Source organism: Holzapfeliella sp. JNUCC 72 (assembly GCF_053668685.1).
In genome coordinates this window covers 510,862-535,094 of record NZ_CM132220.1, presented here as the reverse complement: position 1 = coordinate 535,094, position 24,233 = coordinate 510,862, and the positions used below count along the sequence as shown (strand labels likewise).

Here is a 24,233-nt window from a genome sequence, read left to right as displayed (position 1 = left end):
TTGAATATTTACCTTATTATTGGAATATTACTACTTATAGGTGCCCTATTCAGTATCGTACGCCAGCTGATTGATCATAAAAAAGCTAATGCTAAAGCACGTCAAATTCTCGCTTCAAAAAAAGAATTCAAAAATATCCAAACTGCTTACTTAACACTATCTCCGAGAGAGGCACTAGATAAAATCAAAGCAGATTATGGCTTAACCATTCTTGGAACTGCAAAGTTATATCGAATGGTTAAAAGACAAACAAAAAAAGAAGGTTAAATTATTAACCTTCTTTTTTAACACAAAACTAGTTGACAAAATGCAACTAGTTTTGTAAAGTATTGTTTATCCAAAAAGCTAGAGGTAATGCTATGACTATTCAAAATATTCGTCACTTTAACCGATTCTACACGCAGATATTGGGTGTTTTTAATAATCATGTTTTTGATTTAAAATATTCATTATTGGAAATGCGCGTTTTAGGTGAAATCGGTAGAAATCAAGGTATTATTTCAAATAATTTACTACCCATTCTAAGTATTGATAAAACTTATTTAAGTCGCATTTTGAGAAAATTAAAACAAGATGACTTAATTGAAAGAAAACAAGATAAACAAGATTTACGCATTTATCATCTTTATTTAACAGATAAAGGACAAGATTTGAATAATCATATTGAAGAGCAATCAGACAATCAAGTTGCTGATAATTTGAAAGTGCTTTCAAGTTCAGAAATCAATGAACTTGAACAAAGCATGGCAACTATCGAAAAAATTTTTAAAAAGACTCATCATAAATAAGGAGATTTTAGACATGGAACAATTTTTAATTAATAGTTATCAAGACACTCATGATGCTACTATCACATCATTTTATGATAACGGCATGGCTGTCACTCTTGACAGTTCGATTATCTATCCTGGCGGTGGCGGGCAACCTGGTGATAAGGCTTGGCTAGAAGTTAATAGTGAACAAACTTTAGCCGTGATGACAATGGCCATGCAGTTTATCATCTCGACAAAGCACTGCCTCTTAACGCACAGCATGTAGTTGAACATATTGACTGGGATTTTAGATTCCGTAATATGCGCTATCATACCCTTTTACATTTAGTTTCCGGTTATTTGTATAATCATTATGGTGTACTAGCTAAAAGTAGTGCTATTGAAGAGAACCATGCTCGTTTAGAAATACAATTCCCTGAAGATCGTGTTCCTGATAATCTTGATAAGGAAAGTTTCAAAGAAACAATTGATAATCTAATTAAGCAAGACTTAGTTATCTCTAGTGAAGAAGTTGATCGGGGGGAATTAAGTCACGAAGACTTGATTAGAACCTATACTAATCTGATTCCAGAAAGCGTTCGCCACGTTAGACTGGTAAAAATCGAAGGATTAGATGAACAAGCCTGTGGTGGTACACATGTTGCGAAAAGTAATGAGATTGGTGGGTTTGACTTAACTCAACTAAAGAATAAAGGCCGTTTAAAGAAAAGAATAAAATTGGCATTACGATAATAAAAAAGATGTAGCCTTTGACTTACTGCATAATGTTAATTGATTCTTCAAATATTTCCCCACCCGATTCAGGTGTAAAATTAATTCTCACACGATAAAAATTAGTATACAAATTAAATTGTAAAACGCCTTCTATACTTTGACCTGGCGCTATATTATCGCTGCCTTCAGTAAAAACAACTGATTCCTTAACACTTTTTAATTGAGAATCAAAATTTGTTTGATAAATTGAAAAATAGTTATGCCATAATTGATTAAATAATACTACTTGGTTAGACTTGAATATTAACTGAGCGGCAACGAACCTAGATGTATATAATAAACAACCGCTAGTATAATTGCCAAAAACGTAATCACACTGACAACCATCAACAAGCTCGGATCTACTTTTTTCCTTTTCAATCCAATCGTATTTAAAACGATGGCAGCTATCAAAAGTACTAATATAATTATTAAAGTTGGCATATTTATCCTTTCGTTAACTATCAATACAAATTAAATAAACCATGTTTTATCAGTATATAGTGTTGAGATGGCAAAGGTTTCAGTTAACGTCATTCTAACACCGCCAGATTGAAAGCCTTTACCAATCATTTTTTTGTACAATTTTTGAGCCTCACTATATCTAGAATGTAAAATAATTGTTGCAACTACGCCACCAACTATACCAACTAATGAACCTACAGGTCCTAACGCTGCGCCTGCTGATGCTCCAGTTAAAGCAAGTCCTGCACCACCACCAACTAAAGCTACCGTACTGTAATATTCGGAAAAGTAACGAAGTCCCTCAGTTGTTGTCGCAAATGAGTTGATTCCACCATTATAGATAATCTCTTTAACATCTGAACGCTGAGGCAAAACAGCTAATGCTAATTTTGACGTAAGTGAATCAGTCTTAGTATAAGTTGCCTCTGCACCTTCATACTTATTGAATAAGGTTTGAAGGTGTCCATCATAAGCTGTTTTGGATAATGATTGGCCTTTCAGCCTCTCAATTTCTGCATTTAGCTTTCTATAAGATTCATTTGAATTAGTTATCAAAAAATGCGTTGATTTTGGTAATTGTGCACTGTCGTTTGCGTTAACTTGACTTTTGAGTAAAATACCAGACAATGACATTACTAGGATTAAATTAACCATAAATATGGAAATAAATTGCCTTATCTTCTTAATTATTAACTCCTCCTTATTTGGCATTCTCTTAATGTTATCAAGTCTAACTTCACAAACACACAAAAAAAGCTAGCAGATTTCTGCTAGTCTTTTAGCTTCTCTAAATCTTCAGGATCAATGAAGAGTTCGACTTTTCCTGTTTCTATATTAACATCGGCTTTAACATTTACCGGCTTTTTAAATAGGCCTGCATAAATGGATAATTTACCATTCGTAGGTGTAGACAAATTAAATTGTTTATTCATAAATATCCCCCTAACTACTGCCATATTAGCACGTAAACACTAATTGCTTGGTAAATATTAACCAACTTGAATAACTTTTCATACTATTTAATTATCATTCCTATAATTTTGCGGAATTTCTGACATTTACGCAAAAAAATGCGTATAATGTGAATTGAAATCTATAAAATTAGGAGTTGAAAAACTTGTCAGATAACGAAAATATGCCAAAGCGTGCCGAGCGTAAAGAACAAACTGAAGATTCTTGGCTTAAGGTCTTTTTTCAATTTGTGATTACATTTATTGTGATTTTTGGTTTATTCAGTGCATTATTTACTTTTGTTTTAGAAAAGGAAACAGTGTCTGGAACCTCTATGCAGACAACATTTGAATCTGGAGATAACTTAATTGCTTTACGAAATCCTGGTGTTGGTCGTGGAGATGTTGTCATCGTAAAAGTGCCAACAAGCGACGGCAAAACAGAATTATACATAAAACGTATTGTGGGGCTTCCTGGAGAAAAAATCGAATCCAAAAACGATCAAATGTTTATCAATGGTCAACAATTAGATGAATCTTACTTAGATGGTGGAAAAGCAAAATTTAAGGCCACCAACCCTGATTCACTCTTTACAAACGACTTTGAAACAACTGTACCTGCCGATAGCTACTTTGTTATGGGAGATAACCGTAGCGTATCAAAAGATAGCCGAATCATTGGTCCAGTTTCAAAAAGCCAAATTGAAGCTAAAGTTCTATGGCGCTTTTGGCCATTAAATACAATGCGAACATTCTGAAACTTGCTAATTAAACAGCAAGTTTTTTATTAGTTTAATTCAATGAAAAGAGGTAAAAAATAATGAAACAAAAATTAATTGCACTAGATCTTGATGGCACAACTTTAAACCGTCAAGGAAAAGTCTCACAAAGAACAAAAGAGACTTTATCTAAAGTGACTCAACTAGGACACCGTGTAATTTTAGCAACTGGTCGTTCTTTTCAAATCAGTAAGCATATCTACAAAGAATTAGGTCTGAATACCCCTATGGTTAATTTCAACAGTGGGCTGGTTCACTTACCTTACGAAGAATGGGACAAAGAACGCGTTGTCGGGCTTGATTTAGATGTTGTTGATGATGTCATCAAACGTTCTGAAAATCGTCCAGAAGTTAGTTTATTAACCGTTGAATCTAAAGACTACTTTTGGGTTAATAAAGTTGCTAATCCTGACATTGATTTCTTTCCAAGAACGGTTACTGAAGAAGACCTACTTCCAACTTCTTATCCTCAAGAAATTATTTCAGTCATGTTATTCAGTGAAGATCCTGATGATTTAGCCAAAGAAATCAAAACAGCCTATCCTAACCTTTCCATGCATGTTTGGAAAGGACATATTAAAGGTATTGAAATCTTGTCTAAGAAGGTTCACAAAGCAGATGGCGTCTTTTATGTAGCCGATCAATTCAACATTTCAAATGACGATATTATCGCCTTTGGTGACGAAGAAAATGACTACGAAATGCTCCAATCCGTTGGTTTGGGTGTTGCAATGGCTAATGCTTCTAGTCATCTAAAAGAAATTGCCAAAGATGTTACTGAATTCACTAATGATGAAGATGGTGTCGCTCGTTACTTGGAAAACTATTTTAAATTAAATTAAAAAAAGCTATTGGACGTTTTGTCCAGTAGCTTTTTTATTATTGGTCGCTTTTCAATGTTCCACCAACTGAATAGTTGTCTTTTCTCATTTCATTTAAAACGATATGAACGTTTTCTTGTGGTGCACCAGTATTTTTGGCAATAGCTTCAGTTACGTCTTTCACCAAACCTTTTAATTGTTCAGGTGAACGTCCTTCGATTAAGTCAATGTGTACAATAGGCATTATTTTTCTCCTTTAGTATTTAAAGTTGCAATTTCTAGTAAGACATCGACAGCTTTTTCCATCACTTGAACACTAACGTATTCATAGCGACCATGCATGTTTTCCCCACCTGCAAATAAGTTAGGTGTTGGTAGTCCCATGAATGAAATCTTTGAGCCATCTGTTCCCCCACGAACTGCTTTTTCATCTGTTTCAATATCTAAATTATGCATAGCTTCACGTGCTAAGTCAACCACATACATATGGTCTTTCATAACTTCGTACATATTAGCGTATTGATCTTGAATTGTTACGGATACTCGTTCAGTGTCTAATGAGTCATTGATTTCCTTAGCAATTTGCTGTGCAAGTTCTTTACGACGAGTTAACCCATCTTTTTCAAAATCACGAATAATATAAGAAAGTGAAGCTTGATCAACGTTACCTGACATGTCTGTTAATAAGAAGAAGCCTTCACGATCTTTTGTCTTTTCTGGGACTTCGTTTTTAGGCAATCGATCATTAAATTCAATCGCTAATAAACTAGCGTTGACCATAACACCGTAAGCTGTACTTGGGTGAACATTTTTTCCTTGAATTTCAACTTTCAGACTAGCTGCATTGAAAGTTTCATATTCTAGTTCACCTTCTGGTCCACCGTCTACAGTATAAGCAAAGTCAGCGTCAAATATATCAACGTCAAATAAGTTTGCTCCTGTTCCAATTTCTTCATCTGGACCAAACGCAATACGAATTTTACCGTGTTCAATCTCTGGATGCTTAATCAAGTAATCGGCAAATGTCACAATTTCGGCAACACCTGATTTATCGTCAGCACCTAATAAGGTTGTTCCATCAGTTGTAATAAGTGTATGACCTTCATATTTATTTAGACTGTTAAATTCTTTAGGATCTAAGTAAAAACCACTCTCACCTAGCTTGATGGCTGAGACACCATCATAGTTTTCAATTAACTGTGGTTGGATATTTTCAGAGTTAAAGTCTGCTGTATCAACGTGTGAAATAAAACCAATAGTTGGCACGTCTTTATCAGTAGTTGATTCGATTGTAGCAGTCAAGTAGCCATTTTTTTCATTATAAAAGATATCACTTAAGCCAATTTCTTCAAGTTCTGCTCTCAAATTATTCAAAAAGTCTACTTGTCTTTGAGTAGAAGGAACTGTTGATGAATTTTCATCTGAACGTGTGTTTTGCTTCACATATTTCAAAAAACGTGAAGTTAAATCATTGTACTTCATAATATTCTCCTTAATTTAAATAAATTGATAGGGATCCGTTGAAATTTGTGACTGAATCACATTAACATTCCAGTCATTTTCTTTGTTCCAATCAATCAATTTTTCTGCCATTTTCACTTTAAAGATAGCTTCGATGTGATGACCAGGGTCAATAACTGGTAAGTTGTAACTGAGCATATCGTGTCCTGTATGGTAATAAACATCCCCTGTGATTAAAACATCAATCTCATTTTTTACAGCATCTAAAAAGAATTTTCCACCATCTCCACCTATTATACCAACTGTTTTAACTTTTTGTTCTGGATTTGCAGCAACTAAACGTAATCCTTGTAATCCAAACACATGTTTTAGTTCTTGTGAAAGCTCAGTCAAAGTTAATTCTTGTGGCAATTGCCCCTTTCGACCAATTCCCATAGGTGTATTACCACGTGTTAGCTCAAAAGCAAACGGCTGAACGTCAGATAGTTTTAAACATTGACTTAGCCAATCATTCATTCCTTCAGGAGCCATATCAATATTAGTATGAGCTGAGTAAACGACAATATCATGCTTAATAATTTGCGCATACATCGCGTTTTGCGGATTAGACAAGTCAAGGTTCTTGGCTGGACGAAACATTAATGGATGATGACTAAAAATCATATCAACACCATTTTTAATTGCTTCTTCTATAACTTCTGGACGAACATCCAAAGTCGTCATAATTTTTGTGATTTCTTGATTAGGATTACCAATTTGTAATCCTATTGGGTCTTTATCCAACGCTAGGTTTTGTGGTGCAAATTGTTCAATGCGATCAATAATTTGTTTAGCTTGAACCATTATAAAACCTCCTGTTCAATCAATTTAACTGTTTTTTCAAACTCAGTAATTTTAGCTTGGTTATTTTCAGCATGTTGTTTCAACTGTCCTAAAATATTAGTTAAAGTTTCAGCTTTATGTTGCCATTTTTGCACAAAAAGTTCTGGTTTTTTTTGTAACAAAACTGGACCAAATAACAATTCAGCTTCAGAATAAGTGACCACATTTTCTGATTTTTCGGCTTTAATAATTTCATAAATGTGGCGCCCTTCTTTAACAATCGATTCTTCTATGATTTCGTATTGATGAGCGACTAACCACTGTCTGACTTCTTCTTCACCAATATTAGGCTCTAAAATCAAGGTATCAAAGTAAAGCTGCCTTTGGCTGGCTTCTTCTAAAATATCAACAATTAGCTTACCGCCCATTCCAGCGATTACCACTTGTTCAATATCATCTTCTTTTGAAAACGGTACTAGTCCGTTGCCAAGTCGCGTTGATATTTGGTTATCTAATTGATGGTGTTGAATATTTTCAATGGCATTATTCAACGGTCCTTCTGCAATATCCGCGGCAACAGCACTTGAAATAACGCCTTTTTCAACTAAGTCGATTGGTAAATAAGCGTGATCTGTTCCAATATCTGCTAATTTTTGATTGTGATTAACTAAGTCTGCAATAGCTTCTAAACGTTTTGAATGCATCATATCTCCCCATATCTATCCATGATTTTAACACAAAAAAAGAACTTGGTAACAATGTTATCAAGTTCTTTTCTGACAATTAGTCTAAAAAGTCCTTCAATTGATTTGAACGTGAAGGATGGCGCAATTTACGTAAAGCTTTTGCTTCAATTTGACGAATACGTTCGCGTGTTACTTTGAAGACTGTTCCAACCTCTTCTAAAGTACGTGTACGACCATCATCTAGTCCAAAACGTAAACGAAGTACATTTTCTTCACGATCAGTCAATGTATCCAATACATTTTCTAACTGTTCTTTTAGTAATTCATAAGAAGCATAGTCTTCAGGACTTGTGGCTTCTTGGTCTTCGATGAAGTCTCCTAAATGAGAGTCATCTTCTTCACCAATCGGTGTTTCAAGTGATACCGGTTCTTGTGAAATTTTTAGAATTTCACGAACTTTATCACGTGCCATATCCATTTCTGCACCAATTTCTTCAGGTGTTGGTTCACGACCTAAGTCTTGAAGTAATTGACGTTGAATTCTGATTAACTTATTAATCGTTTCAACCATGTGAACAGGAATACGAATTGTACGTGCTTGGTCAGCAATCGCACGCGTAATAGCTTGTCTAATCCACCATGTGGCATAAGTTGAGAATTTGAAACCTAAACGGTAATCAAATTTATCAACCGCTTTCATTAGCCCCATGTTCCCTTCTTGAATAAGATCCAAGAATTGCATACCACGACCAACATAACGTTTAGCGATGGAAACTACCAAACGTAAGTTTGATTCAGCTAATTCTTGCTTAGCTTCCAAATCACCATCTTCAATACGATGAGCTAAGCTCACTTCTTGGTCAGCATTCAAAAGAGGTACTCGTCCAATTTCTTTCAAGTACATTCTAACAGGATCATTAATTTTGATACTTGAAGGTGCTGATAAATCTTGAATTTCTTCTTGTTTAATAGCTTCTTCTTTACTCAAAGCTAATTGTGAAGGGTTTCCTTTTTCGTCAACGATTCCAATCCCATTATCTTCAAATTGACGAACTAATTCAGTGATTGCTGTTTTTGTTAGTTTAAATGGGTGAACTAGCTTATCAGCAAAATCAACTTCTTTTAACTCTTTTGTTTTTTTAGACTCTTTAACTAGCTGGTTAACCGCTTTTTCAAGTTCAGTGTTACCTTTAGTAGCACTTTTAGAGGTTTGATCTGTAACTTTTGTTTGTTTGTTTTCTGACATAGAAATACCTCCTACATTAATTCAATAAACGCCTTAATTCGATAATCTGCTGCGTCAATGCGAGCTCTTGTTGTTCGTCATGTTGACGTTTTGCTTCATTCAACTGAGCTCGCAATTTCTGCAACTGTTGCGCTTGCTTTTCTTTAATCGATCGACTTAAATAATCTTCAAGCTCTTTTGACGAATAATAGTCAGGCATTTGCATCATCTCTATAGCTACTATTATACGCTTTAAGTCATCAGAAATAAAATCGATAAACCCTGAAATTGTGGGATTATCTGTCGACTGTTTATACGTTTGCCATTCTTTAAAAATAGCGCCTAATTCTGAGTTATTGAACTCATATTGATGCTGAATGACAAAATCATTCACTTCTTCATATCTCAAAACCAAATAAATTAATCTAACTTCTGCAATTTCAAGTGCTGATAATTTCTTTGAGAAATCTTGTTTTTTTGGTTCTGGTTGTTGTTCTTGATAAGGCTTTCTTGAAACTTGTCGTCGTTGTTTTTGACTTTCAGAAAGAACAGCATTCTTAATTGTTTCAATAGGTAACTGTGTTAACTCTGCTAGTTTTTGACTGTACAAATCTTGCGTGATTTCAGTATGACTACGCGCAATCAAGCTCACTGCTGAGTTCACAAATTCTATTTTTTCACGATTATTATCTAAGTTATAGTGTCTTTGTAATAGCTGTAACCCAAAATCAATGGTTGTCATTGCACCATTAACTTGATTAACAAAAGCTTCACTGCCATAACTACGAATAAAATCATCTGGATCATGCCCATCTGGTAGTAAAACCACCGAAAGATTGAATTGCTGCTTCTTGTCGAGTAATTTAATAGCTCGATTGGTCGCTTTAATCCCAGGATTATCACCATCATAGCAAATAACCAAATCAGAAGTGGCTTGCTTAATCAGATAAATCTGCTGATCAGTAAGGCTTGTTCCCATTGAAGCAATCCCTGTCTTTACACCTGCTTCATACGCACTAATAACATCCATAAAACCTTCAAAAAGAACCATCGACTGTCTTTGTCTAAGGTTCTTTTTGGCTTTTTGATAATTAAACAATGTCTTACTTTTATTAAAGATGTCAGTTTCTGGACTATTTAAGTACTTAGGTTCGTCAGAATCGTCTCTTAGCGTTCGTCCTGAAAATGCAATAACATTGCCATAGTTGTCTGAAATGGGGTACATGATTCGATTTTTGAACCGGTCACGTAGTTTTTCATCAGAATTACTATTGATAAACAGTCCTGAATTAGCTAAATCTTCTGGCTGATGCCCCTTATTAAGTAAGAAATCATAAACAATGTCTCTGGGTGGTGCAAATCCAAGCTGGAATTCTTTAATTGTTGCCTCAGTCATTCCACGATTCATTAAGTAGTTTAAAGCTTCTTTACCATAATCCGTGACCATCAAAATATGATGATATAACTCGCTTACTTCTCGATAAGCTTGTCTAAGCGGATGACTTTGTAACCGTTCTTGCTTATTAGTCGTGGTACTTTGAACGTCTGAGGGAATAGGAATGTTATTATCTTGTGCTACCTTTAAAACAGCTTCCGGAAATGAAAGATTCTCAATATCCATCAAGAGTTTAAAGACATTTCCTCCACGTCCACAACTGAAACAATGAAAAATTTGTTTTTCTTCAGAAATCGAAAATGACGGTGTTCGTTCTTCATGAAATGGGCAAAGTCCAAAATAGTTCTTACCTTTTTTTTGAAACTGAATATATTGACTTGCAACATCTAAAATATCAGTGTTCGTTCTAACCTCATCAATAAATGTTTCAGGAATAAATTGTGCCATTTTAACTCCCCCAACTGCTAACTTACAATTGAAGTTATTTAATGACTAATCGTTGAACATCTCCTAGACGGTGTGCTAATTTGTTTAGCTTGTTCAATTGTGCTAAACGGTTTTTCTTGATAGCTTCATCTTTATCCATAATCATGTTTTCTTCAAAGTAAGCTTCAATCAATGGTTCGATTGTAACTAATTGTTTATATAATTCTGGCAAGTTAACATTTTGGCTCAAAATATCGTTAGTTGCGACTAACAATTGTTTTTCTGAGTCTGTTTGAAGCAAGGCTTCATCTACTGCTTCATTACCATTAAATTGTGCTTTTTGTAAAATATTGCTGATACGTGTTAAGGATTCAACAACTGATTTGAATTCAGGATCTTGGTGATGTTCATTCAATACTTTAGCTGCTTCAATCACTTGTAGTGGATCATTTTGGACAGAGTGCATAACAGTATCAATAACATCATATTTGTAGTTTTGAACTGTTAAGTATTGTTTAACACGGTCTAAGATGAAATCAGAAATTTGTTTGATAGTATCTTCTGATGTGGTTAGACGAGCTGGTGTTAACCCATCCAATGTTTGAATCAATTCAGGTAGCAATTGGTTGAATGAAACAGACCATTTTTGGTTAACTAAGATACGCACAATACCGTATGCTGAACGTCTCAACGCATAGGGATCATTTGAACTTGTTGGAATCATATCTGCACTAAAGAAAGTTAAGATAGTATCAAGTTTTTCACTAATTGAAAGCAATGCACCAACTTTTGAGCTTGGTAGTTTACCTTCAGCTGAAGTTGGTAGATATTGTTCTGCAATAGCTAAACTAACTTCATCATTTTCGCCTGCTAATTTAGCATATCTTTGTCCCATAATTCCTTGCAATTCATCGAATTCACCGACCATTTGAGTTACTAAGTCAAATTTGTAGATTTCACTTGCACGGACAACATCTGTTGTTTCTTGGTCAGATAAGTTGAATCTTTTAGCTAAGTCACCAGCAATTGCTTTAACACGTAACATTTTTTCAGTTAAAGACCCAATTTTATCATGGAATGTCACGTTTTTCAATTTATCTACAAAGTGTGAAATAGGTAATTTTTGGTCTTCTTTGTAGAAGAAATCAGCATCTTCTAAACGAGCTGTTAGCACTTTTTCATTACCTAAAGCTACGTTTTCAATGTGGTCTTTGTTCCCATTACGAACTGAAATGAAGTGTGCACTCAAGCTACCATCTGCTTCACGAACAGCAAAGTAACGTTGGTGGTCTTTCATTGAGGTAATTAAAACTTCTTCAGGGATTTCAAGATATTTCTTATCAAAACGACCTGCAAAAGCAGTTGGATATTCAACAAGGTTATTAACTTCTTCTAATAAACCTTCATCAAGTTTGACAATCCAGTTGTTTTCTTTAGCCATTTCTTCAATTTGAGAACGGATAATTGCTTTTCTATCTTCTGCATCAGCAATAACAAACTCGCTTTTTAGAGATTCTTCGTAATCATCAGCTTTTGCTAGACTAATTGGATCGCCTAAGAAGCGGTGTCCACGAGTTTTGCGACCTGCTTCAACATCTAAAATTTGCATTGGAATCACTTCATCATCAAACAATGACACGATCCAGTGAATTGGACGAATAAATTCAAAATCATAGTTTGCCCAGTGCATACGGGTTGGGAATGTCAATGACATCACAACTTCACCTAATTGACCTAGAATATCTTTTGCTTGTTTTCCTTCTTCTTTTTTGTGAAGAAAAGCATATTCTGTTCCCTTTAAGTCTTCAAAATAAATGTCATCCGTACTCATATTTTGTCCACGAGCAAAACCTTGAGCAGCTTTTGTCCAGTTGCCTTCATCATCTAGTGCGATTTTTTTAGCAGGTCCTTTTTGAACTTCATCAATATCAGCTTGCTTTTCGCTTAAGTCTTCAACAAGTAAGGCTAGACGACGAGGTGTTGAGAAAGTTTTAATTTCTTTATAGTCTAGTTTGTTTTCTTTTAAGAATTTTTCAGTTTTACTTAGTAATTGTTTGATTGTTGGTGTGACCACGTGTGCGGGCATTTCTTCAAGACCAACTTCTAATAAATAGTTTTTAGTCATTTTCTTCACCTGCTTTTTGAGCTTTATTTTTCAATAATGGGAATCCTAACTTACGTCTTTCTTCAACGAAGGCAGAAGCAACACGGTGTGCCATATTTCTAATACGTGATAAGTAACCAGCACGTTCTGTAACTGAAACTGCTCCGCGAGCATCTAGTAAGTTAAATGTGTGTGATGATTTCAAAATGTAATCATATGCTGGGTGAACTAATCCTAATTCAATTAAGCGTAGTGCTTCTTTTTCATACATGTTGAATAAGGTTAGTAATTCTTCTTGATTACTGTCTTCAAAAGCATATTTTGAGTGTTCATATTCTGGCTCTTTGAAGATATCACCATATAACACGCCATCTGCCCATTCCAAGTCAAATACTGAGTCAACATCTTGAATGTAAGAAGCTAAACGTTCTACACCATATGTGATTTCACTTGTAACGGGTTTAACTTCAATTCCCCCAACAACTTGGAAGTAAGTGAATTGTGTGATTTCCATTCCATCTAGCCAAACTTCCCAACCAACACCGGCAGCACCCATTGATGGGTTTTCCCAGTTATCTTCAACGAAACGAATATCGTGTTCTAGTGGATCAATACCTAAAGCACGTAAACTATCTAAATAGTATTCTTGAATGTTTTCTGGAGAAGGTTTCATTACCAATTGAAATTGGTGGTGTTGGAAAAGTCTGTTAGGGTTTTGTCCGTAACGACCATCTGCAGGTCTTCTTGAAGGCTCAACGTAACATGCGTTCCAAGGTTCTGGTCCAACAGCTCTTAAGAAAGTGTAAGGACTCATTGTTCCCGCACCTTTTTCTGTGTCATATGCGTTCATAATCATAGCACCTTTAGAAGACCAAAATTCTTCTAAAGTTGAAATCATTTGCTGAATATTCATCTTTATTTACTCCTTTTTTTGCAATAAAAAAACCTATGCATAAACATGCATAGGGACGATTAATCGCGGTTCCACCCTAATTCCGAAAAATTCGGCTACTTAATTGTAAAACTACTCCGTAGTGCCCTTCGCTTATTGCTAACTCTGTGGCTTTCACTGACCCACAGTCGCTTAAAATTAGCCTCAATAAACTACTAATCTACATCATTGTAGCTTCGATATACATTTATTAGAATACACTTTATATCGTATAGTTTCAATATAATTATAAGAAATTTTAACAATTATCTTAATCAATTAACCAATCCGTCATTTGGTTCAGATATTGTTTTGATTTCAGCGTCATTTCAAGTGTTTCACGATAAATTCGGTCAATGGATTTTGATAATCTTGTCTGTGTTTGGCGTTTAACAGTCACTTGATTCAACTTATCAAGTGGCACAAAAGCTAGTGTTCTCAGTAAGCTTACTTCTTGGCTTGATAAGTCTAATAGTTTCAAATCACTGAACTCTGGCAAGTGTTTTCGACAAAGAATACCACCTTTTTCAAGTGAATAGGCAAATTCACCTACAGCATTTTGACAAATTACACAATGCCTAAACTCAGGAGCAACTCCATAAGCTTTTAGCATTTTTAATTGAAAAATTTGCATCACAATTTCTGGATTCTTACCTTCATCAATTCGAAGTAAAGCTTGTTTGAGTAAATCATAATACTCGCCTTCTGCTTGATAATCAACAAAAGCACGATTTGCTAAATCACATAAAAACGTTGCATAGGCACTTTTTTCAATATCTGTAATAATAGTTTCAAACTGTTTGACTTTTGTAGTGGTATTGAGTCTACTAATCCGATTTGGCTTAATATCGACTAAATAATGGCCATAGGAAAAGTTCAAAACGCTACTGTTCAACTTTGACTTAGGTCGCTTTGCTCCTTTAACAATCATTGTGAACAAGCCGTATTCTTGCGTAAAAATCCGAACTAAGACATCGGTTTCTTGATAGGATTGTCTTTTAAAAACAATACCTTCAACCCATTGCTTATTCATTAGTTCAAGTCTTTAGGATTGTAACCTGACTGAGCTAAGAATAACGGATCTTTACGCCAATTTTTTTGCACTTTAACCCAAAGTTTCAGGTTGATTTTTTCACCTAATAAGTTTTCGATTTCTTGACGTGATTTAATACCGATTCGTTTTAGTAAGCTAGCACCTTGTCCGATAACAATTGCTTTTTGACTTTTACGTTCCACGAAGATAGTTGCGTCAATTTGAAGTTTACCTTCAACACGTTGGCTCATTTGGTTTACTAAAACAGCCACTGAGTGAGGGATTTCATCTCGTGTGAATTCAAGAATTTTTTCACGGATCAATTCAGCAACAACAAAATATTCAGGTCTATCTGTTAATTGATCTTCATCATAAAATTGTGGACCAACAGGTAATTCATCACTTAATTGGTCTAATAATTCATCAACATTATTTCCTTGTGTAGCAGAAATTGGATATACTTCTTTGAAGTCTAGTTCATGGCGATATTGTTCGATGAATGCTAGCAAATCATCTGGATGAACTAAATCGATTTTGTTGATAATTAAGTAGACAGGTTTCTTTACATCTTGTAATAAGTTCAAAATAAAACGGTCTCCAGGTCCCATTTTATCTTCAGCAGATACCATGAATAACACCACATCAACTTGATTTAACATCCCTAGTGAAGATTTTGACATATAATCATCTAATTGATTTTTAGGCTTGTGAACACCTGGTGTATCTAAAAAGACCATTTGGGCTTTATCTGATGTATAAATACCATTGATATTGTTACGTGTTGTTTGTGCTTTGTCTGACATAATGGCAATTTTTTCACCAATAATACGGTTCATTAATGTTGATTTACCAACGTTTGGACGACCAATAATCCCCACAAAACCTGATCTAAATTCGTTATTTTCCATTGTTAAGCTCCTTGCTTGTAAAGTAGTACGGTAAAATTTCATCTAAACTAAATTGTTTAAGGTCATCTGTTTTAGCCGAGGTTAAAAAGATGCGTGTATCTTGAGTTAATAACTCACTCATCACTTGGCGACAAGCACCACAGGGTGAAATAGCTTGAGGTGTTTTTCCAATAATGACAAAGTCTGTAATAATTGGGCGTTCATCATTTTGATTAATGCTTTCAAACAAACACACACGTTCTGCACACATTGTTAATCCATAAGAAGCATTTTCAACATTTACCCCTTTATAAAGATTACCCTTGCTGTCTAAAGCAACTGCCGCAACTGGAAAATGCGAATACGGAACGTAAGCTCTTTTTAAGTGATTTTTAGCAATTTCAACTAACTGCGTTACTTTCATATTGTTATAGTTCCTCACTAGTTAATAAATTTAGGAATAAAGATAATGGCGCCAATAATAACTGCCATTAGTGCTGTCAAAACAACAAATCCAGCTGCCGTGTCCTTAGCATATTTGGCATAATCATGATACTTAAAATCAGCTGCCAAGTCGACAACAGTTTCAATTGAAGTATTGGCTACTTCAGCAATAATCACTGAAAAAATCGAGAAAATAACCCAAAGCCATTCCGAACTCGATATTTTGTAGTAAAAACTAACCAAAATCACGATGATACTGACGATAATATCAATCTTAAAATTTCGCTCCACTTTTAAAACATGTAAGATACCATCAATAGCATGCTTTAATGACTGAAAAAAGTGACGGTTTTTTTGTATTTGTTTTTTATCTTTTAAGGCCATACTCGTCTAAGATTTGGTTTTGCAACCCAATCATTTCCTTTTCTTCTTCTGGATCAATGTGGTCATATCCACTCAAGTGAAGGAAACCATGTACCAACGTATATCCGAATTCACGGTCAAATCCATGACCATATTCTTCTCCATGTTCTGCAACAATCGCTGGACAAATAACCAAGTCTCCAATATTTCTAGCAATCCCAAAAGTCTGTTGAAGCATTTCAATTTCTTCTTGGTCTTCACCGTCTTCAATCGCAAAACTAATCACATCTGTTGGATTATCTTTTCCACGATAGGTTTCGTTAATCTTCTTGATTTCACCTTCGCTCACAAAACTGATTGACATTTCAATGGCTTGTTCAGGTGCAATTTTATCTTTTGTGTAGTTCAACAAATCTAACGCCCAGTCAACTTGATCTGAACTTAATAAATTTTCTTCGTTTATAACATTAATATCTAATTGACTCATTTTTGTTCCTCATTCTTTTCGTAGGCTTCAATAATTTTTGTAACAACTGGATTTCTAACAACATCACTAGCAGAAAAGTTAATAAACTTGATTGCACTGATTCCTTGTAAACGTTGTTTTGCTTCAACTAGACCGCTTTTAGCATTATACGGTAAATCGATTTGAGTGATATCACCGTTAACAATCATTTTGGAATCAAAACCTAGACGTGTTAAAAACATCTTCATTTGTGAACGGGTTGTGTTTTGTGCCTCATCTAGTATTACAAAGGCTGAATCAAGTGTACGTCCCCTCATATAAGCTAAGGGTGCAATTTCAATGATTTCTCTTTCCATCAATCGGTTAGTAGCCTCTGTCCCAAAAATAGCATATAGCGCATCATAAATAGGACGAAGATAGGGATCAATTTTATCCTTCAAGTCCCCAGGTAAAAACCCTAGGTTCTCACCAGCTTCAACAGCTGGTCGAGTTAAGATAATGCGTTCAACTTCTCCTCTTTTAAAAGCAGAAATAGCCATGATAACAGCCAAATAAGTTTTACCAGTACCCGCTGGACCAATCCCAAATACGACATCATGGTGCTTAATTGCTTCAACATAATGCGCTTGACTTAAATTTTTGATACGGATTGGTTTTCCTTTGGCATCTCTAATCAATATTTTTTGGTAAAGATCTTCAAAGTAGTCCAATGTACCCTTTTGCGCCATCTTAATGGCACTCATCACGTCAGATCCGTTAATCTTAACACGTTGGCTAATCAAATTTGAAAGTGACTTTAATAGTTGGTCAACTAGTAAAACATCTGATTCTGACCCTTTGAGGCGAATACTATCACCCTGGTTAGTCAACTCAACATCAAAATAATCTTGTATTAACTTTAGGTGTTGGTCATTAACGCCGACTAAACTGATTAAATCATCTGCACTTGCATAGTTGTTTTGTATCGTTGTGTCTGTCAATAATACGCCTCCGAAAGTAATTTTATATACGCTTTAATGATAAAGCTTTTTGGGGCGAAAAAAAACCCTTATTTCTGGAAATATAACCAAAAATAAGGGTTTTACGAGACGTTATCTCTTACGTTTACGAGCTGCTTCAGATTTTAATTTTCTTTTTACACTTGGTTTTTCGTAAAATTCGCGTTTACGGTACTCTTGGAGTGTACCACTTTTAGAAACGGAACGTTTGAAGCGACGAAGAGCATCATCAAGAGATTCGTTGTCATGAACGACTGTCTTTGCCATATGATATCCCTCCTTCCATTTCTATGACCCTATAGGTCAACTAATTACAAGATTAATTATATCGAACAAAGATAACCAGGTCAACAAAATATCACTATGTTTTTTAATTTAATTCTTAATTACTGATTATCCTTCAATATTGCTTGTTTTAAGTCACTGTCAAAGCTTTGCTGACGTAACATTTCAATCTCACGTTTATAAGGTGAGTATTTCTTTTTACTATCTACTTCATCAGGTACAAAGGGGGTTTCTAGTATCTTTGGCAACGATTTGAATGGCTCATAATAAGCAATATCTTGTAAGGTTTCAAATCCAAGCTCGCCAAATCCCAGGTTTTCGTGACGATCTTTATGTGACTTTAATCCAAACTTTGAATCATTTAAATGAATAACTGTAATACGATTAATACCGATAACACGATCAAATTCAGCCATAACACCTTCAAAGTCATTCTTGATATCATAACCCGCGTCATAAACATGACAAGTATCAAAAGTGATTGACAAACGATCAGAATGTTTAGCACCTTCAATAATTTGTGCAAGATCTTCAAAAGTTTTACCTATTTCAGTCCCTTTACCAGCCATTGTTTCTAACGCAATGCTAACAGTCGTTGTTTCACTTTTCTCAATAGCCTCATCTAGACCTTTGATTATCTGAGCAATAGCTGCTTCTTCACCAGAGCCCACATGAGATCCTGGATGAAAACTGATATATTTAGCGCCAATTGCTTCGGCACGCTTCATTTCATCAGCTAGAAAGTTAACTGCAAAGGCAAAATTTTCGGGCTTTTTAACATTGCCAAGATTAATGATATAAGGTGCATGAACCACGATTGGGTTGATATTATGTTCTTCGATAATAGGTGTTGCTTCTTCAATGTTGAAATCAGACAACGGACGTCTTCTCGTATTTTGAGGAGCACCAGTAAATACCATCATCGTATTAGCTTGATTAGCAAGTGTCTCTTCTGTCGATAATAACAGCATTTTCTTGCCTGATAGTTTTACGTGACTTCCAATAATTAATGACTCTTTACTCAACTTTAGGCTCCTTAAATCTACCAATGACTTTTTCAGCCTTCGTGATGCTGACAAAAGCATATGGATCTTTATTTTGAATAACATGTACTAATTCATACATTTCATATCTCGAAATAATTGTGAACAGAATTGTTTTTTCAGTGTGACCAAAAGCGCCCTCAACGTCGTGAACAATTGTAATTCCGCGACGCATTTTTTGCTGAATATCATCAATCAGGTCTCTAGGATGCTCTGTCACAATCATCACTTGCATTTTTTGATTTTGAGTATAAATCATATCAATAACGCGGCCATTCACAAAAATCCCAATAGCTGTATAAAAAGCAAATGCCCAACCAAAAATAAAGCCGGCCACTGATACAATAATCAAGTTAAAGAATATATTAATTGTTCCGAAGCTGTGACCCGTTTTCTTACGGACAATAATTCCAATAATGTCTAATCCACCGGTTGAAATACCGCTTTTCAAAGCAAAACCTGTTCCAACACCGTTGACCACACCACCAAATAAAGCACAGATAATGGGATCAAACTGTGTACTGATTGGCGGCATTACTTTCATCATGATTGATGAAAAAACAACGGCTAAAATAGTATAAAGTGTAAACTTGTGACCAATCTTTAACCACCCCAGGATGACTAAAGGAATGTTCAATGCAAAATACATCACATTAGTTGGTAATAAATTGTGCGACAAACTTTGAATGATCTGGGCAAACCCCGTAACACCACTTGCATAAATATGACCGGGTTCCCAAAAGAAGTTCAACGCAATCGATACACATAGTGCATAGATAACAGCCGCACTAACTTTAGAAAAATTAGTATGCTGCCGGCTGATTTGAGACAGTTGATCCATAGCTTTTTACTTCCTTTTATTTAAACTTATCCTAAGTTTAACAAAAAAACGATTTTTTTAAAGCAATTATCTACTATTTCCAAACATCTTTTTTGAACTGTTCACGACCGCCTAATTCTTCCATTTCAAATCTTGCGGGATCTTTTTTATAGAAGTCTTGATGATAATCTTCCGCTTCATAAAAAGGCGACTCCTCTTCAATTTTGGTAACAATTGGTTTATCAAATCGACCGCTTTTTTCAAGTTCATCTCTTGATTTCTCAGCAACTACTCGTTGACTGTCATCATGATAAAAAATAACCGGACGATATGAATCACCACGATCTTGAAATTGCCCCATTGCATCCGTTGGATCTGTTTGACGCCAATAGATTTCAACAAGTTCTGGATAAGTTATCACATCTGCATCATAGTCAATTTTAACTGCTTCAGTATGACCCGTTTTGCCTGTGCAAACTTGTTCATATGTTGGATTTGCAACATGACCTCCTGTGTAACCAGAAGTTACTTTAATAATTCCTGGTTGTTCATCAAAAGGCTTGACCATACACCAAAAACAACCTCCTGCAAAAATTGCATACTCTTTTTTCATCTTCAACTAACCTCCTGAGTTTTACTTATCAAATAAAATTAAGTATTTACCATATCCTTTTTCTTCCAGTTGATTTACCGGAATAAAGCGTAATGCAGCTGAATTAATACAGTATCTCATGCCACCTTTTTCAAGTGGTCCATCATTGAATACGTGTCCTAAATGTGAATCAGCGTCTTTACTTTTGACCTCGATTCGTTCCATGCCATGAGAAGAGTCTCTTTTTTCGACCACTTTGTCGATTGGTTTGGTAAATGATGGCCAACCACAGCCCGCATCATATTTATCTGTCGAAGAAAATAAAGGCTCTCCGCTCACAACATCAACAAAAATACCGTCTTGCCAGAAATCATCATATTCACCCGTAAATGGTGCTTCTGTTGCAGCATTTTGTGTCACTTCATATTGTTCTTTAGTTAATTTTTCTCGTAAGTCTTTAGACATTATAAATCCCCTCTCAAACTTCTCTTTAGTAAGTTTAAGGTTAGTATATCAAAAAAATAGTTGTTTACAACCTTAAAACAAAATAAAAAAACGATAAATAATTTAATATTTATCGTTTTTTACAAATTAATCTCTTGTTTCAATACCTAGTTCTGCTAGTTGCGCATCAGAAACTTCTGCGGGCGCGTTCATCATTGGTTCACTTGCTTTTGAGTTTTTAGGGAATGCAATAACGTCACGAATGTTATCACGTCCTGCAAGTAACATTGCAAAACGGTCTAATCCAATTGCAAGTCCACCATGTGGTGGGAATCCAAAGTCAAGGGCATCTAATAAGAATCCAAATTGTTCTTTGGCGCTTTCTTCTGTAAATCCTAAAACTTTTAGCATTTTTTCTTGAATTTCGCGATTATGGATACGGATTGATCCACCACCAAGTTCATAACCATTTAGAACAATATCATAGCTACGAGCATGTGCTTTATGTGGTTCTGTATCTAGTAACTTAACGCCTTCATCATCAGGCATAGTAAATGGATGGTGAGCTGCAGCCCATTTTTCGTCACCTTCGTCGTATTCAAATAATGGCCAGTCTACAACCCATAAGAAGTTAAATTCTTCTTTGTTAATCAAGTTTTGTTCTTTGGCAATTTCAACACGTAAGTAACCTAAAGCATCAGCAACAACTTTAGAACGGTCAGCAACAAATAATACTAATTCATCACCCACAAGGTTTAACTTGTCTTTTAATTCGTCATGTTGATCCGTTACAAATTTCGCAACAGGTCCATTGAATTCACCATCAACAAATTTCATCCAAGCTAATCCTTTTGCACCAAAACGCTTGATGTATTCTTGTTTTTGATCGATTTGTTTACGTGAATATTCATTAGCACCATTTTTGACAACGATAGCTTTAACTTGTCCGCCATTAGCTACTGCACCAGAGAACACTTTGAAGTCGCTATCTTTGAATAAGTCTGATAAGTCTTGAAGTTTCATATCAAAACGTGTATCAGGCTTGTCAGAACCATAGTTTGCCATTGCATCATGCCATGACATTCTTGGAAATGGTGTTTTAACGTCTAGACCTTTCACGTCTTTCATGACTTTCTTGATTAGACCTTCAGTAATATCTTGAATTTGTTTTTCATCTAAGAAAGTAGTTTCCATATCGATTTGAGTAAATTCAGGTTGACGATCTCCACGTAAATCTTCATCACGGAAACAACGGGAAATTTGGTAGTAACGGTCAAATCCAGCACCCATCAATAATTGTTTAAATAATTGAGGAGATTGAGGTAAAGCGTAGAAACTACCTGGATAAACACGAGAAGGAACTAAATAGTCACGAGCACCTTCAGGTGTTGATTTACCTAAATAAGGTGTTTCGATATCAACAAATCCTTGTTCATCGAAGAAAGCGTGAATTGAGTGCATCATTTTTGAACGCATCATGATACCACGTTGCATTTCAGGACGACGTAGGTCTAAGTAACGGTATTTTAGTTTAGTTTCTTCTGAGGCTTGAACATCATCACTAATATCAAATGGTGGTGTTTTGGCTTTATTAAGCAGTTCAATTCTGTCTACTTCAACTTCAATTTTACCTGTTGGATTGTTTAGGTTTTGTGTTTCTTCTGAACGCTTAACGACTTTCCCATGAACTGAAATAACATCTTCAGCACGCAATGTTTCAGCAACAGCTAATGCATCTGCACTAAAAGTTGTATTGAAAACAAGTTGAACGAATCCTGAACGGTCTCTTAAGTCTACGAAAATTAAACTTCCTAAACTACGACGTTTTTGAACCCATCCGTGAAGCGTCACGTGTTCTCCGACTAATTCTTCGGTCACTTGACCGTTATAAGCTGTACGTTTTTCCATTTTTACTATCCCCTAGTTAATTTCTTTTAATAATTCTGATGCATTTTTATTTAAAGATTCAAAATCAACAACAGTCTGTGAACCATCCTCAAGATTTTTAAGTGTTGCAGCTTGTTTTTCGACCTCTTGGTCCCCAATAGTCAAAATGTACTTCGCTTGATGGCGGTCAGCTGATTTGAATTGATTTTTTAATTTACGTTGTGAAACATCAAAGACCACTTTAAGTCCTTGATTTCTCAAAGAACGAGCTAGTTTCAAAACAGTTGCAACAGAATTATCACCTACATTAGCAATATAAACCTCTGGTCCCTCTGTTGCAAACATTTCAGGGTTTTGTTGTTGTAAAACTAGCATTAGTCTTTCAAATCCAATACCAAAACCAATGGCAGGTGTTTTGGGACCTGAGAACTCTTCTACTAAATTATCATAACGACCACCTGCTAGCACCGTACTTTTGCTTTGCCACAAGTTCTTATCTTCAATCATAAATTCAAAGATTGTGCCCGTGTAATAATCTAGACCACGAACCAAGTTATCGTCGATTTGATAATTAATACCTAACTCATCAAGCATGTTCAAAACAAAGCCAAAATGTTGGTTAGTTTCATCATCTAAATAATCACGTAACTTAGGTGCATCTGCCACTAATTCTTGATCTCGTTTATCTTTTGAATCTAAAATTCTAAGTGGATTTACTTGCAAACGTTGTTTAGAATCATCTGATAATTCATCTTTAAATGGTTCAAAATAATTAACTAGTGCTTCATGGTAATTTTTTCTAACTTCTGCGTTTCCTAATGAATTAAGGTGTAATTCAAAGTTTTGAACGTTTAGTTTTTTTAATAAGTCATGAGCTAATAAAATAATTTCAACATCTTGCATCGGATGTGTTGCACCAAAAGCTTCCACACCGATTTGGTGAAATTGTCTTTGACGTCCAGCCTGTGGACGTTCATAACGAAACATTGGGCCAATATAGAATAGTTTGACTGGTTTTTCATGTTCAGGTGCATACAGTTTGTTTTCAACGTATGAACGAACGGTTCCAGCTGTCCCTTCTGGTCTCAATGCAATATGACGTTCTCCTTTATCGAAGAAATCATACATTTCTTTTGATACAACATCTGAAGATTCACCACTTGAACGGGCAAATAGTTCATATTGTTCAAAAATAGGCGTTCTGATTTCATTGAAATCATACAAGTCCATAAAATTTCTAACTTCAGTTTCGACATATTGCCAGCGATTAGATTCGCCAGGCAAAATATCAACTGTTCCTTTAGGTTTTTGTAACTTCATACACAAGACCCTTCTCTATCCAGTTTTTTGTCTTATTTCGCATTAATATAGAATACTAG

The 24,233-nt window shown here is 35.2% G+C and carries 29 protein-coding genes; 6 read left to right on the top strand and 23 right to left on the bottom strand.

Going from position 1 to position 24,233, the window contains the following annotated elements:
- The 4 genes from JNUCC72_RS02605 to JNUCC72_RS02590 all read left to right on the top strand — a co-directional run bounded on the left by JNUCC72_RS02605 (window position 1) and on the right by JNUCC72_RS02590 (window position 1,505).
- The gene (locus tag JNUCC72_RS02605; RefSeq protein WP_454144580.1) at window positions 1-267 is read left to right on the top strand and encodes a hypothetical protein; all 267 of its coding nucleotides are present in this window, start codon (window positions 1-3) and stop codon (window positions 265-267) included.
- A 92-nt stretch (window positions 268-359) separates the two neighbouring features.
- Complete coding sequence (locus tag JNUCC72_RS02600) at window positions 360-788, top strand: MarR family winged helix-turn-helix transcriptional regulator (protein WP_454144578.1); 429 nt, start codon at window positions 360-362, stop codon at window positions 786-788.
- Between the two features lie 13 nt (window positions 789-801).
- A complete protein-coding gene (locus JNUCC72_RS02595; protein WP_056975064.1) occupies window positions 802-1,038 on the top strand; it encodes a hypothetical protein in 237 nt (78 codons plus the stop codon).
- A gap of 35 nt (window positions 1,039-1,073) precedes the next feature.
- The gene (locus tag JNUCC72_RS02590; protein WP_454144576.1) at window positions 1,074-1,505 is read left to right on the top strand and encodes an alanyl-tRNA editing protein; all 432 of its coding nucleotides are present in this window, start codon (window positions 1,074-1,076) and stop codon (window positions 1,503-1,505) included.
- A 495-nt stretch (window positions 1,506-2,000) separates the two neighbouring features.
- Here JNUCC72_RS02590 and JNUCC72_RS02585 read toward each other — a convergent pair whose 3' ends face one another.
- Window positions 2,001-2,645: a hypothetical protein gene (locus tag JNUCC72_RS02585; RefSeq protein WP_454144574.1), complete on the bottom strand. Its 645-nt coding sequence runs from the start codon at window positions 2,643-2,645 to the stop codon at window positions 2,001-2,003.
- Between the two features lie 116 nt (window positions 2,646-2,761).
- Window positions 2,762-2,923: a hypothetical protein gene (locus JNUCC72_RS02580; RefSeq protein WP_454144572.1), complete on the bottom strand. Its 162-nt coding sequence runs from the start codon at window positions 2,921-2,923 to the stop codon at window positions 2,762-2,764.
- A gap of 185 nt (window positions 2,924-3,108) precedes the next feature.
- Here JNUCC72_RS02580 and lepB point away from each other — a divergent pair, with 185 nt between their 5' ends.
- Both lepB and JNUCC72_RS02570 read left to right on the top strand, forming a co-directional pair.
- On the top strand, window positions 3,109-3,699 hold the full coding sequence (gene lepB / locus JNUCC72_RS02575; RefSeq protein WP_056975069.1) for a signal peptidase I: 591 nt from the start codon (window positions 3,109-3,111) through the stop codon (window positions 3,697-3,699).
- A 62-nt stretch (window positions 3,700-3,761) separates the two neighbouring features.
- A complete protein-coding gene (locus JNUCC72_RS02570; RefSeq protein ID WP_454144569.1) occupies window positions 3,762-4,562 on the top strand; it encodes a Cof-type HAD-IIB family hydrolase in 801 nt (266 codons plus the stop codon).
- Window positions 4,563-4,599: 37 nt separating this feature from the next.
- Here JNUCC72_RS02570 and thmT read toward each other — a convergent pair whose 3' ends face one another.
- The 21 genes from thmT to hisS form a co-directional block, all read right to left on the bottom strand.
- The gene (gene thmT / locus JNUCC72_RS02565; protein WP_056975071.1) at window positions 4,600-4,785 is read right to left on the bottom strand and encodes a 2-hydroxymuconate tautomerase; all 186 of its coding nucleotides are present in this window, start codon (window positions 4,783-4,785) and stop codon (window positions 4,600-4,602) included.
- A complete protein-coding gene (gene pepT, locus JNUCC72_RS02560) occupies window positions 4,785-6,023 on the bottom strand; it encodes a peptidase T (protein WP_454144567.1) in 1,239 nt (412 codons plus the stop codon). The genes thmT and pepT overlap by 1 nt, the downstream gene beginning before the upstream one ends.
- Window positions 6,024-6,038: 15 nt before the next feature.
- Window positions 6,039-6,845, bottom strand: coding sequence for a Nif3-like dinuclear metal center hexameric protein (locus JNUCC72_RS02555; RefSeq protein WP_454144565.1), 807 nt, complete (start codon window positions 6,843-6,845; stop codon window positions 6,039-6,041).
- A complete protein-coding gene (locus JNUCC72_RS02550) occupies window positions 6,845-7,528 on the bottom strand; it encodes a tRNA (adenine(22)-N(1))-methyltransferase (protein ID WP_454144563.1) in 684 nt (227 codons plus the stop codon). The genes JNUCC72_RS02555 and JNUCC72_RS02550 overlap by 1 nt, the downstream gene beginning before the upstream one ends.
- A gap of 79 nt (window positions 7,529-7,607) precedes the next feature.
- A complete protein-coding gene (gene rpoD, locus JNUCC72_RS02545) occupies window positions 7,608-8,756 on the bottom strand; it encodes an RNA polymerase sigma factor RpoD (RefSeq protein WP_454144561.1) in 1,149 nt (382 codons plus the stop codon).
- 16 nt (window positions 8,757-8,772) lie between these two features.
- A complete protein-coding gene (dnaG, locus tag JNUCC72_RS02540) occupies window positions 8,773-10,578 on the bottom strand; it encodes a DNA primase (protein WP_454144559.1) in 1,806 nt (601 codons plus the stop codon).
- A gap of 34 nt (window positions 10,579-10,612) precedes the next feature.
- Window positions 10,613-12,682, bottom strand: a complete 2,070-nt coding sequence (glyS, locus tag JNUCC72_RS02535) for a glycine--tRNA ligase subunit beta (protein ID WP_454144557.1) — start codon at window positions 12,680-12,682, stop codon at window positions 10,613-10,615.
- Window positions 12,675-13,574, bottom strand: a complete 900-nt coding sequence (gene glyQ, locus JNUCC72_RS02530; RefSeq protein ID WP_454144555.1) for a glycine--tRNA ligase subunit alpha — start codon at window positions 13,572-13,574, stop codon at window positions 12,675-12,677. Before glyQ ends, glyS begins: the two co-directional genes overlap by 8 nt.
- A gap of 289 nt (window positions 13,575-13,863) precedes the next feature.
- Complete coding sequence (gene recO, locus JNUCC72_RS02525; protein WP_454144553.1) at window positions 13,864-14,625, bottom strand: DNA repair protein RecO; 762 nt, start codon at window positions 14,623-14,625, stop codon at window positions 13,864-13,866.
- A complete protein-coding gene (gene era, locus JNUCC72_RS02520) occupies window positions 14,625-15,533 on the bottom strand; it encodes a GTPase Era (RefSeq protein WP_454144550.1) in 909 nt (302 codons plus the stop codon). Before era ends, recO begins: the two co-directional genes overlap by 1 nt.
- Window positions 15,523-15,936, bottom strand: a complete 414-nt coding sequence (gene cdd / locus JNUCC72_RS02515; RefSeq protein ID WP_454144548.1) for a cytidine deaminase — start codon at window positions 15,934-15,936, stop codon at window positions 15,523-15,525. Before cdd ends, era begins: the two co-directional genes overlap by 11 nt.
- Before the next feature lie 17 nt (window positions 15,937-15,953).
- Window positions 15,954-16,340 (bottom strand): diacylglycerol kinase family protein, encoded by a 387-nt coding sequence (locus JNUCC72_RS02510; protein WP_454144546.1) that lies wholly within the window; start codon window positions 16,338-16,340, stop codon window positions 15,954-15,956.
- Window positions 16,324-16,806 carry an rRNA maturation RNase YbeY gene (gene ybeY / locus JNUCC72_RS02505; RefSeq protein ID WP_454144544.1) on the bottom strand — a complete coding sequence of 161 codons (483 nt, stop codon included), beginning with the start codon at window positions 16,804-16,806 and terminating at the stop codon, window positions 16,324-16,326. The genes JNUCC72_RS02510 and ybeY overlap by 17 nt, the downstream gene beginning before the upstream one ends.
- The gene (locus JNUCC72_RS02500) at window positions 16,803-17,765 is read right to left on the bottom strand and encodes a PhoH family protein (RefSeq protein ID WP_454144542.1); all 963 of its coding nucleotides are present in this window, start codon (window positions 17,763-17,765) and stop codon (window positions 16,803-16,805) included. Before JNUCC72_RS02500 ends, ybeY begins: the two co-directional genes overlap by 4 nt.
- 111 nt (window positions 17,766-17,876) lie before the next feature.
- Window positions 17,877-18,050, bottom strand: a complete 174-nt coding sequence (rpsU, locus tag JNUCC72_RS02495) for a 30S ribosomal protein S21 (protein WP_056975084.1) — start codon at window positions 18,048-18,050, stop codon at window positions 17,877-17,879.
- A 119-nt stretch (window positions 18,051-18,169) separates the two neighbouring features.
- Complete coding sequence (locus JNUCC72_RS02490; RefSeq protein ID WP_454144694.1) at window positions 18,170-19,039, bottom strand: deoxyribonuclease IV; 870 nt, start codon at window positions 19,037-19,039, stop codon at window positions 18,170-18,172.
- A 46-nt stretch (window positions 19,040-19,085) separates the two neighbouring features.
- Window positions 19,086-19,952, bottom strand: coding sequence for a YitT family protein (locus JNUCC72_RS02485; RefSeq protein WP_454144540.1), 867 nt, complete (start codon window positions 19,950-19,952; stop codon window positions 19,086-19,088).
- A gap of 73 nt (window positions 19,953-20,025) precedes the next feature.
- A complete protein-coding gene (gene msrA / locus JNUCC72_RS02480) occupies window positions 20,026-20,544 on the bottom strand; it encodes a peptide-methionine (S)-S-oxide reductase MsrA (protein WP_454144538.1) in 519 nt (172 codons plus the stop codon).
- Between the two features lie 21 nt (window positions 20,545-20,565).
- Window positions 20,566-20,988: a peptide-methionine (R)-S-oxide reductase MsrB gene (gene msrB / locus JNUCC72_RS02475; protein WP_454144536.1), complete on the bottom strand. Its 423-nt coding sequence runs from the start codon at window positions 20,986-20,988 to the stop codon at window positions 20,566-20,568.
- Window positions 20,989-21,114: 126 nt separating this feature from the next.
- A complete protein-coding gene (gene aspS, locus JNUCC72_RS02470) occupies window positions 21,115-22,875 on the bottom strand; it encodes an aspartate--tRNA ligase (protein ID WP_454144534.1) in 1,761 nt (586 codons plus the stop codon).
- A gap of 12 nt (window positions 22,876-22,887) precedes the next feature.
- A complete protein-coding gene (gene hisS / locus JNUCC72_RS02465) occupies window positions 22,888-24,174 on the bottom strand; it encodes a histidine--tRNA ligase (RefSeq protein WP_454144532.1) in 1,287 nt (428 codons plus the stop codon).
- Window positions 24,175-24,233 lie beyond the last annotated feature (59 nt).

Bases quoted from the DNA above. Each gene is read 5' to 3' on its own strand.
- JNUCC72_RS02595 (WP_056975064.1), top strand. From the start codon at position 802: ATGGAACAATTTTTAATTAATAGTTATCAAGACACTCATGATGCTACT.
- pepT (WP_454144567.1), bottom strand. From the start codon at position 6,023: ATGAAGTACAATGATTTAACTTCACGTTTTTTGAAATATGTGAAGCAA.
- aspS (WP_454144534.1), bottom strand. From the start codon at position 22,875: ATGGAAAAACGTACAGCTTATAACGGTCAAGTGACCGAAGAATTAGTC.
- JNUCC72_RS02485 (WP_454144540.1), bottom strand. From the start codon at position 19,952: ATGGATCAACTGTCTCAAATCAGCCGGCAGCATACTAATTTTTCTAAA.
- JNUCC72_RS02550 (WP_454144563.1), bottom strand. From the start codon at position 7,528: ATGCATTCAAAACGTTTAGAAGCTATTGCAGACTTAGTTAATCACAAT.
- JNUCC72_RS02590 (WP_454144576.1), top strand. From the start codon at position 1,074: ATGCGCTATCATACCCTTTTACATTTAGTTTCCGGTTATTTGTATAAT.
- era (WP_454144550.1), bottom strand. From the start codon at position 15,533: ATGGAAAATAACGAATTTAGATCAGGTTTTGTGGGGATTATTGGTCGT.
- glyQ (WP_454144555.1), bottom strand. From the start codon at position 13,574: ATGAATATTCAGCAAATGATTTCAACTTTAGAAGAATTTTGGTCTTCT.
- thmT (WP_056975071.1), bottom strand. From the start codon at position 4,785: ATGCCTATTGTACACATTGACTTAATCGAAGGACGTTCACCTGAACAA.
- msrA (WP_454144538.1), bottom strand. From the start codon at position 20,544: ATGAAAAAAGAGTATGCAATTTTTGCAGGAGGTTGTTTTTGGTGTATG.
- recO (WP_454144553.1), bottom strand. From the start codon at position 14,625: ATGAATAAGCAATGGGTTGAAGGTATTGTTTTTAAAAGACAATCCTAT.
- JNUCC72_RS02585 (WP_454144574.1), bottom strand. From the start codon at position 2,645: ATGGTTAATTTAATCCTAGTAATGTCATTGTCTGGTATTTTACTCAAA.
- hisS (WP_454144532.1), bottom strand. From the start codon at position 24,174: ATGAAGTTACAAAAACCTAAAGGAACAGTTGATATTTTGCCTGGCGAA.
- JNUCC72_RS02555 (WP_454144565.1), bottom strand. From the start codon at position 6,845: ATGGTTCAAGCTAAACAAATTATTGATCGCATTGAACAATTTGCACCA.
- cdd (WP_454144548.1), bottom strand. From the start codon at position 15,936: ATGAAAGTAACGCAGTTAGTTGAAATTGCTAAAAATCACTTAAAAAGA.
- JNUCC72_RS02510 (WP_454144546.1), bottom strand. From the start codon at position 16,340: ATGGCCTTAAAAGATAAAAAACAAATACAAAAAAACCGTCACTTTTTT.
- msrB (WP_454144536.1), bottom strand. From the start codon at position 20,988: ATGTCTAAAGACTTACGAGAAAAATTAACTAAAGAACAATATGAAGTG.
- JNUCC72_RS02570 (WP_454144569.1), top strand. From the start codon at position 3,762: ATGAAACAAAAATTAATTGCACTAGATCTTGATGGCACAACTTTAAAC.
- rpoD (WP_454144561.1), bottom strand. From the start codon at position 8,756: ATGTCAGAAAACAAACAAACAAAAGTTACAGATCAAACCTCTAAAAGT.
- glyS (WP_454144557.1), bottom strand. From the start codon at position 12,682: ATGACTAAAAACTATTTATTAGAAGTTGGTCTTGAAGAAATGCCCGCA.
- dnaG (WP_454144559.1), bottom strand. From the start codon at position 10,578: ATGGCACAATTTATTCCTGAAACATTTATTGATGAGGTTAGAACGAAC.
- JNUCC72_RS02580 (WP_454144572.1), bottom strand. From the start codon at position 2,923: ATGAATAAACAATTTAATTTGTCTACACCTACGAATGGTAAATTATCC.
- JNUCC72_RS02600 (WP_454144578.1), top strand. From the start codon at position 360: ATGACTATTCAAAATATTCGTCACTTTAACCGATTCTACACGCAGATA.
- rpsU (WP_056975084.1), bottom strand. From the start codon at position 18,050: ATGGCAAAGACAGTCGTTCATGACAACGAATCTCTTGATGATGCTCTT.
- JNUCC72_RS02490 (WP_454144694.1), bottom strand. From the start codon at position 19,039: ATGCTGTTATTATCGACAGAAGAGACACTTGCTAATCAAGCTAATACG.
- ybeY (WP_454144544.1), bottom strand. From the start codon at position 16,806: ATGAGTCAATTAGATATTAATGTTATAAACGAAGAAAATTTATTAAGT.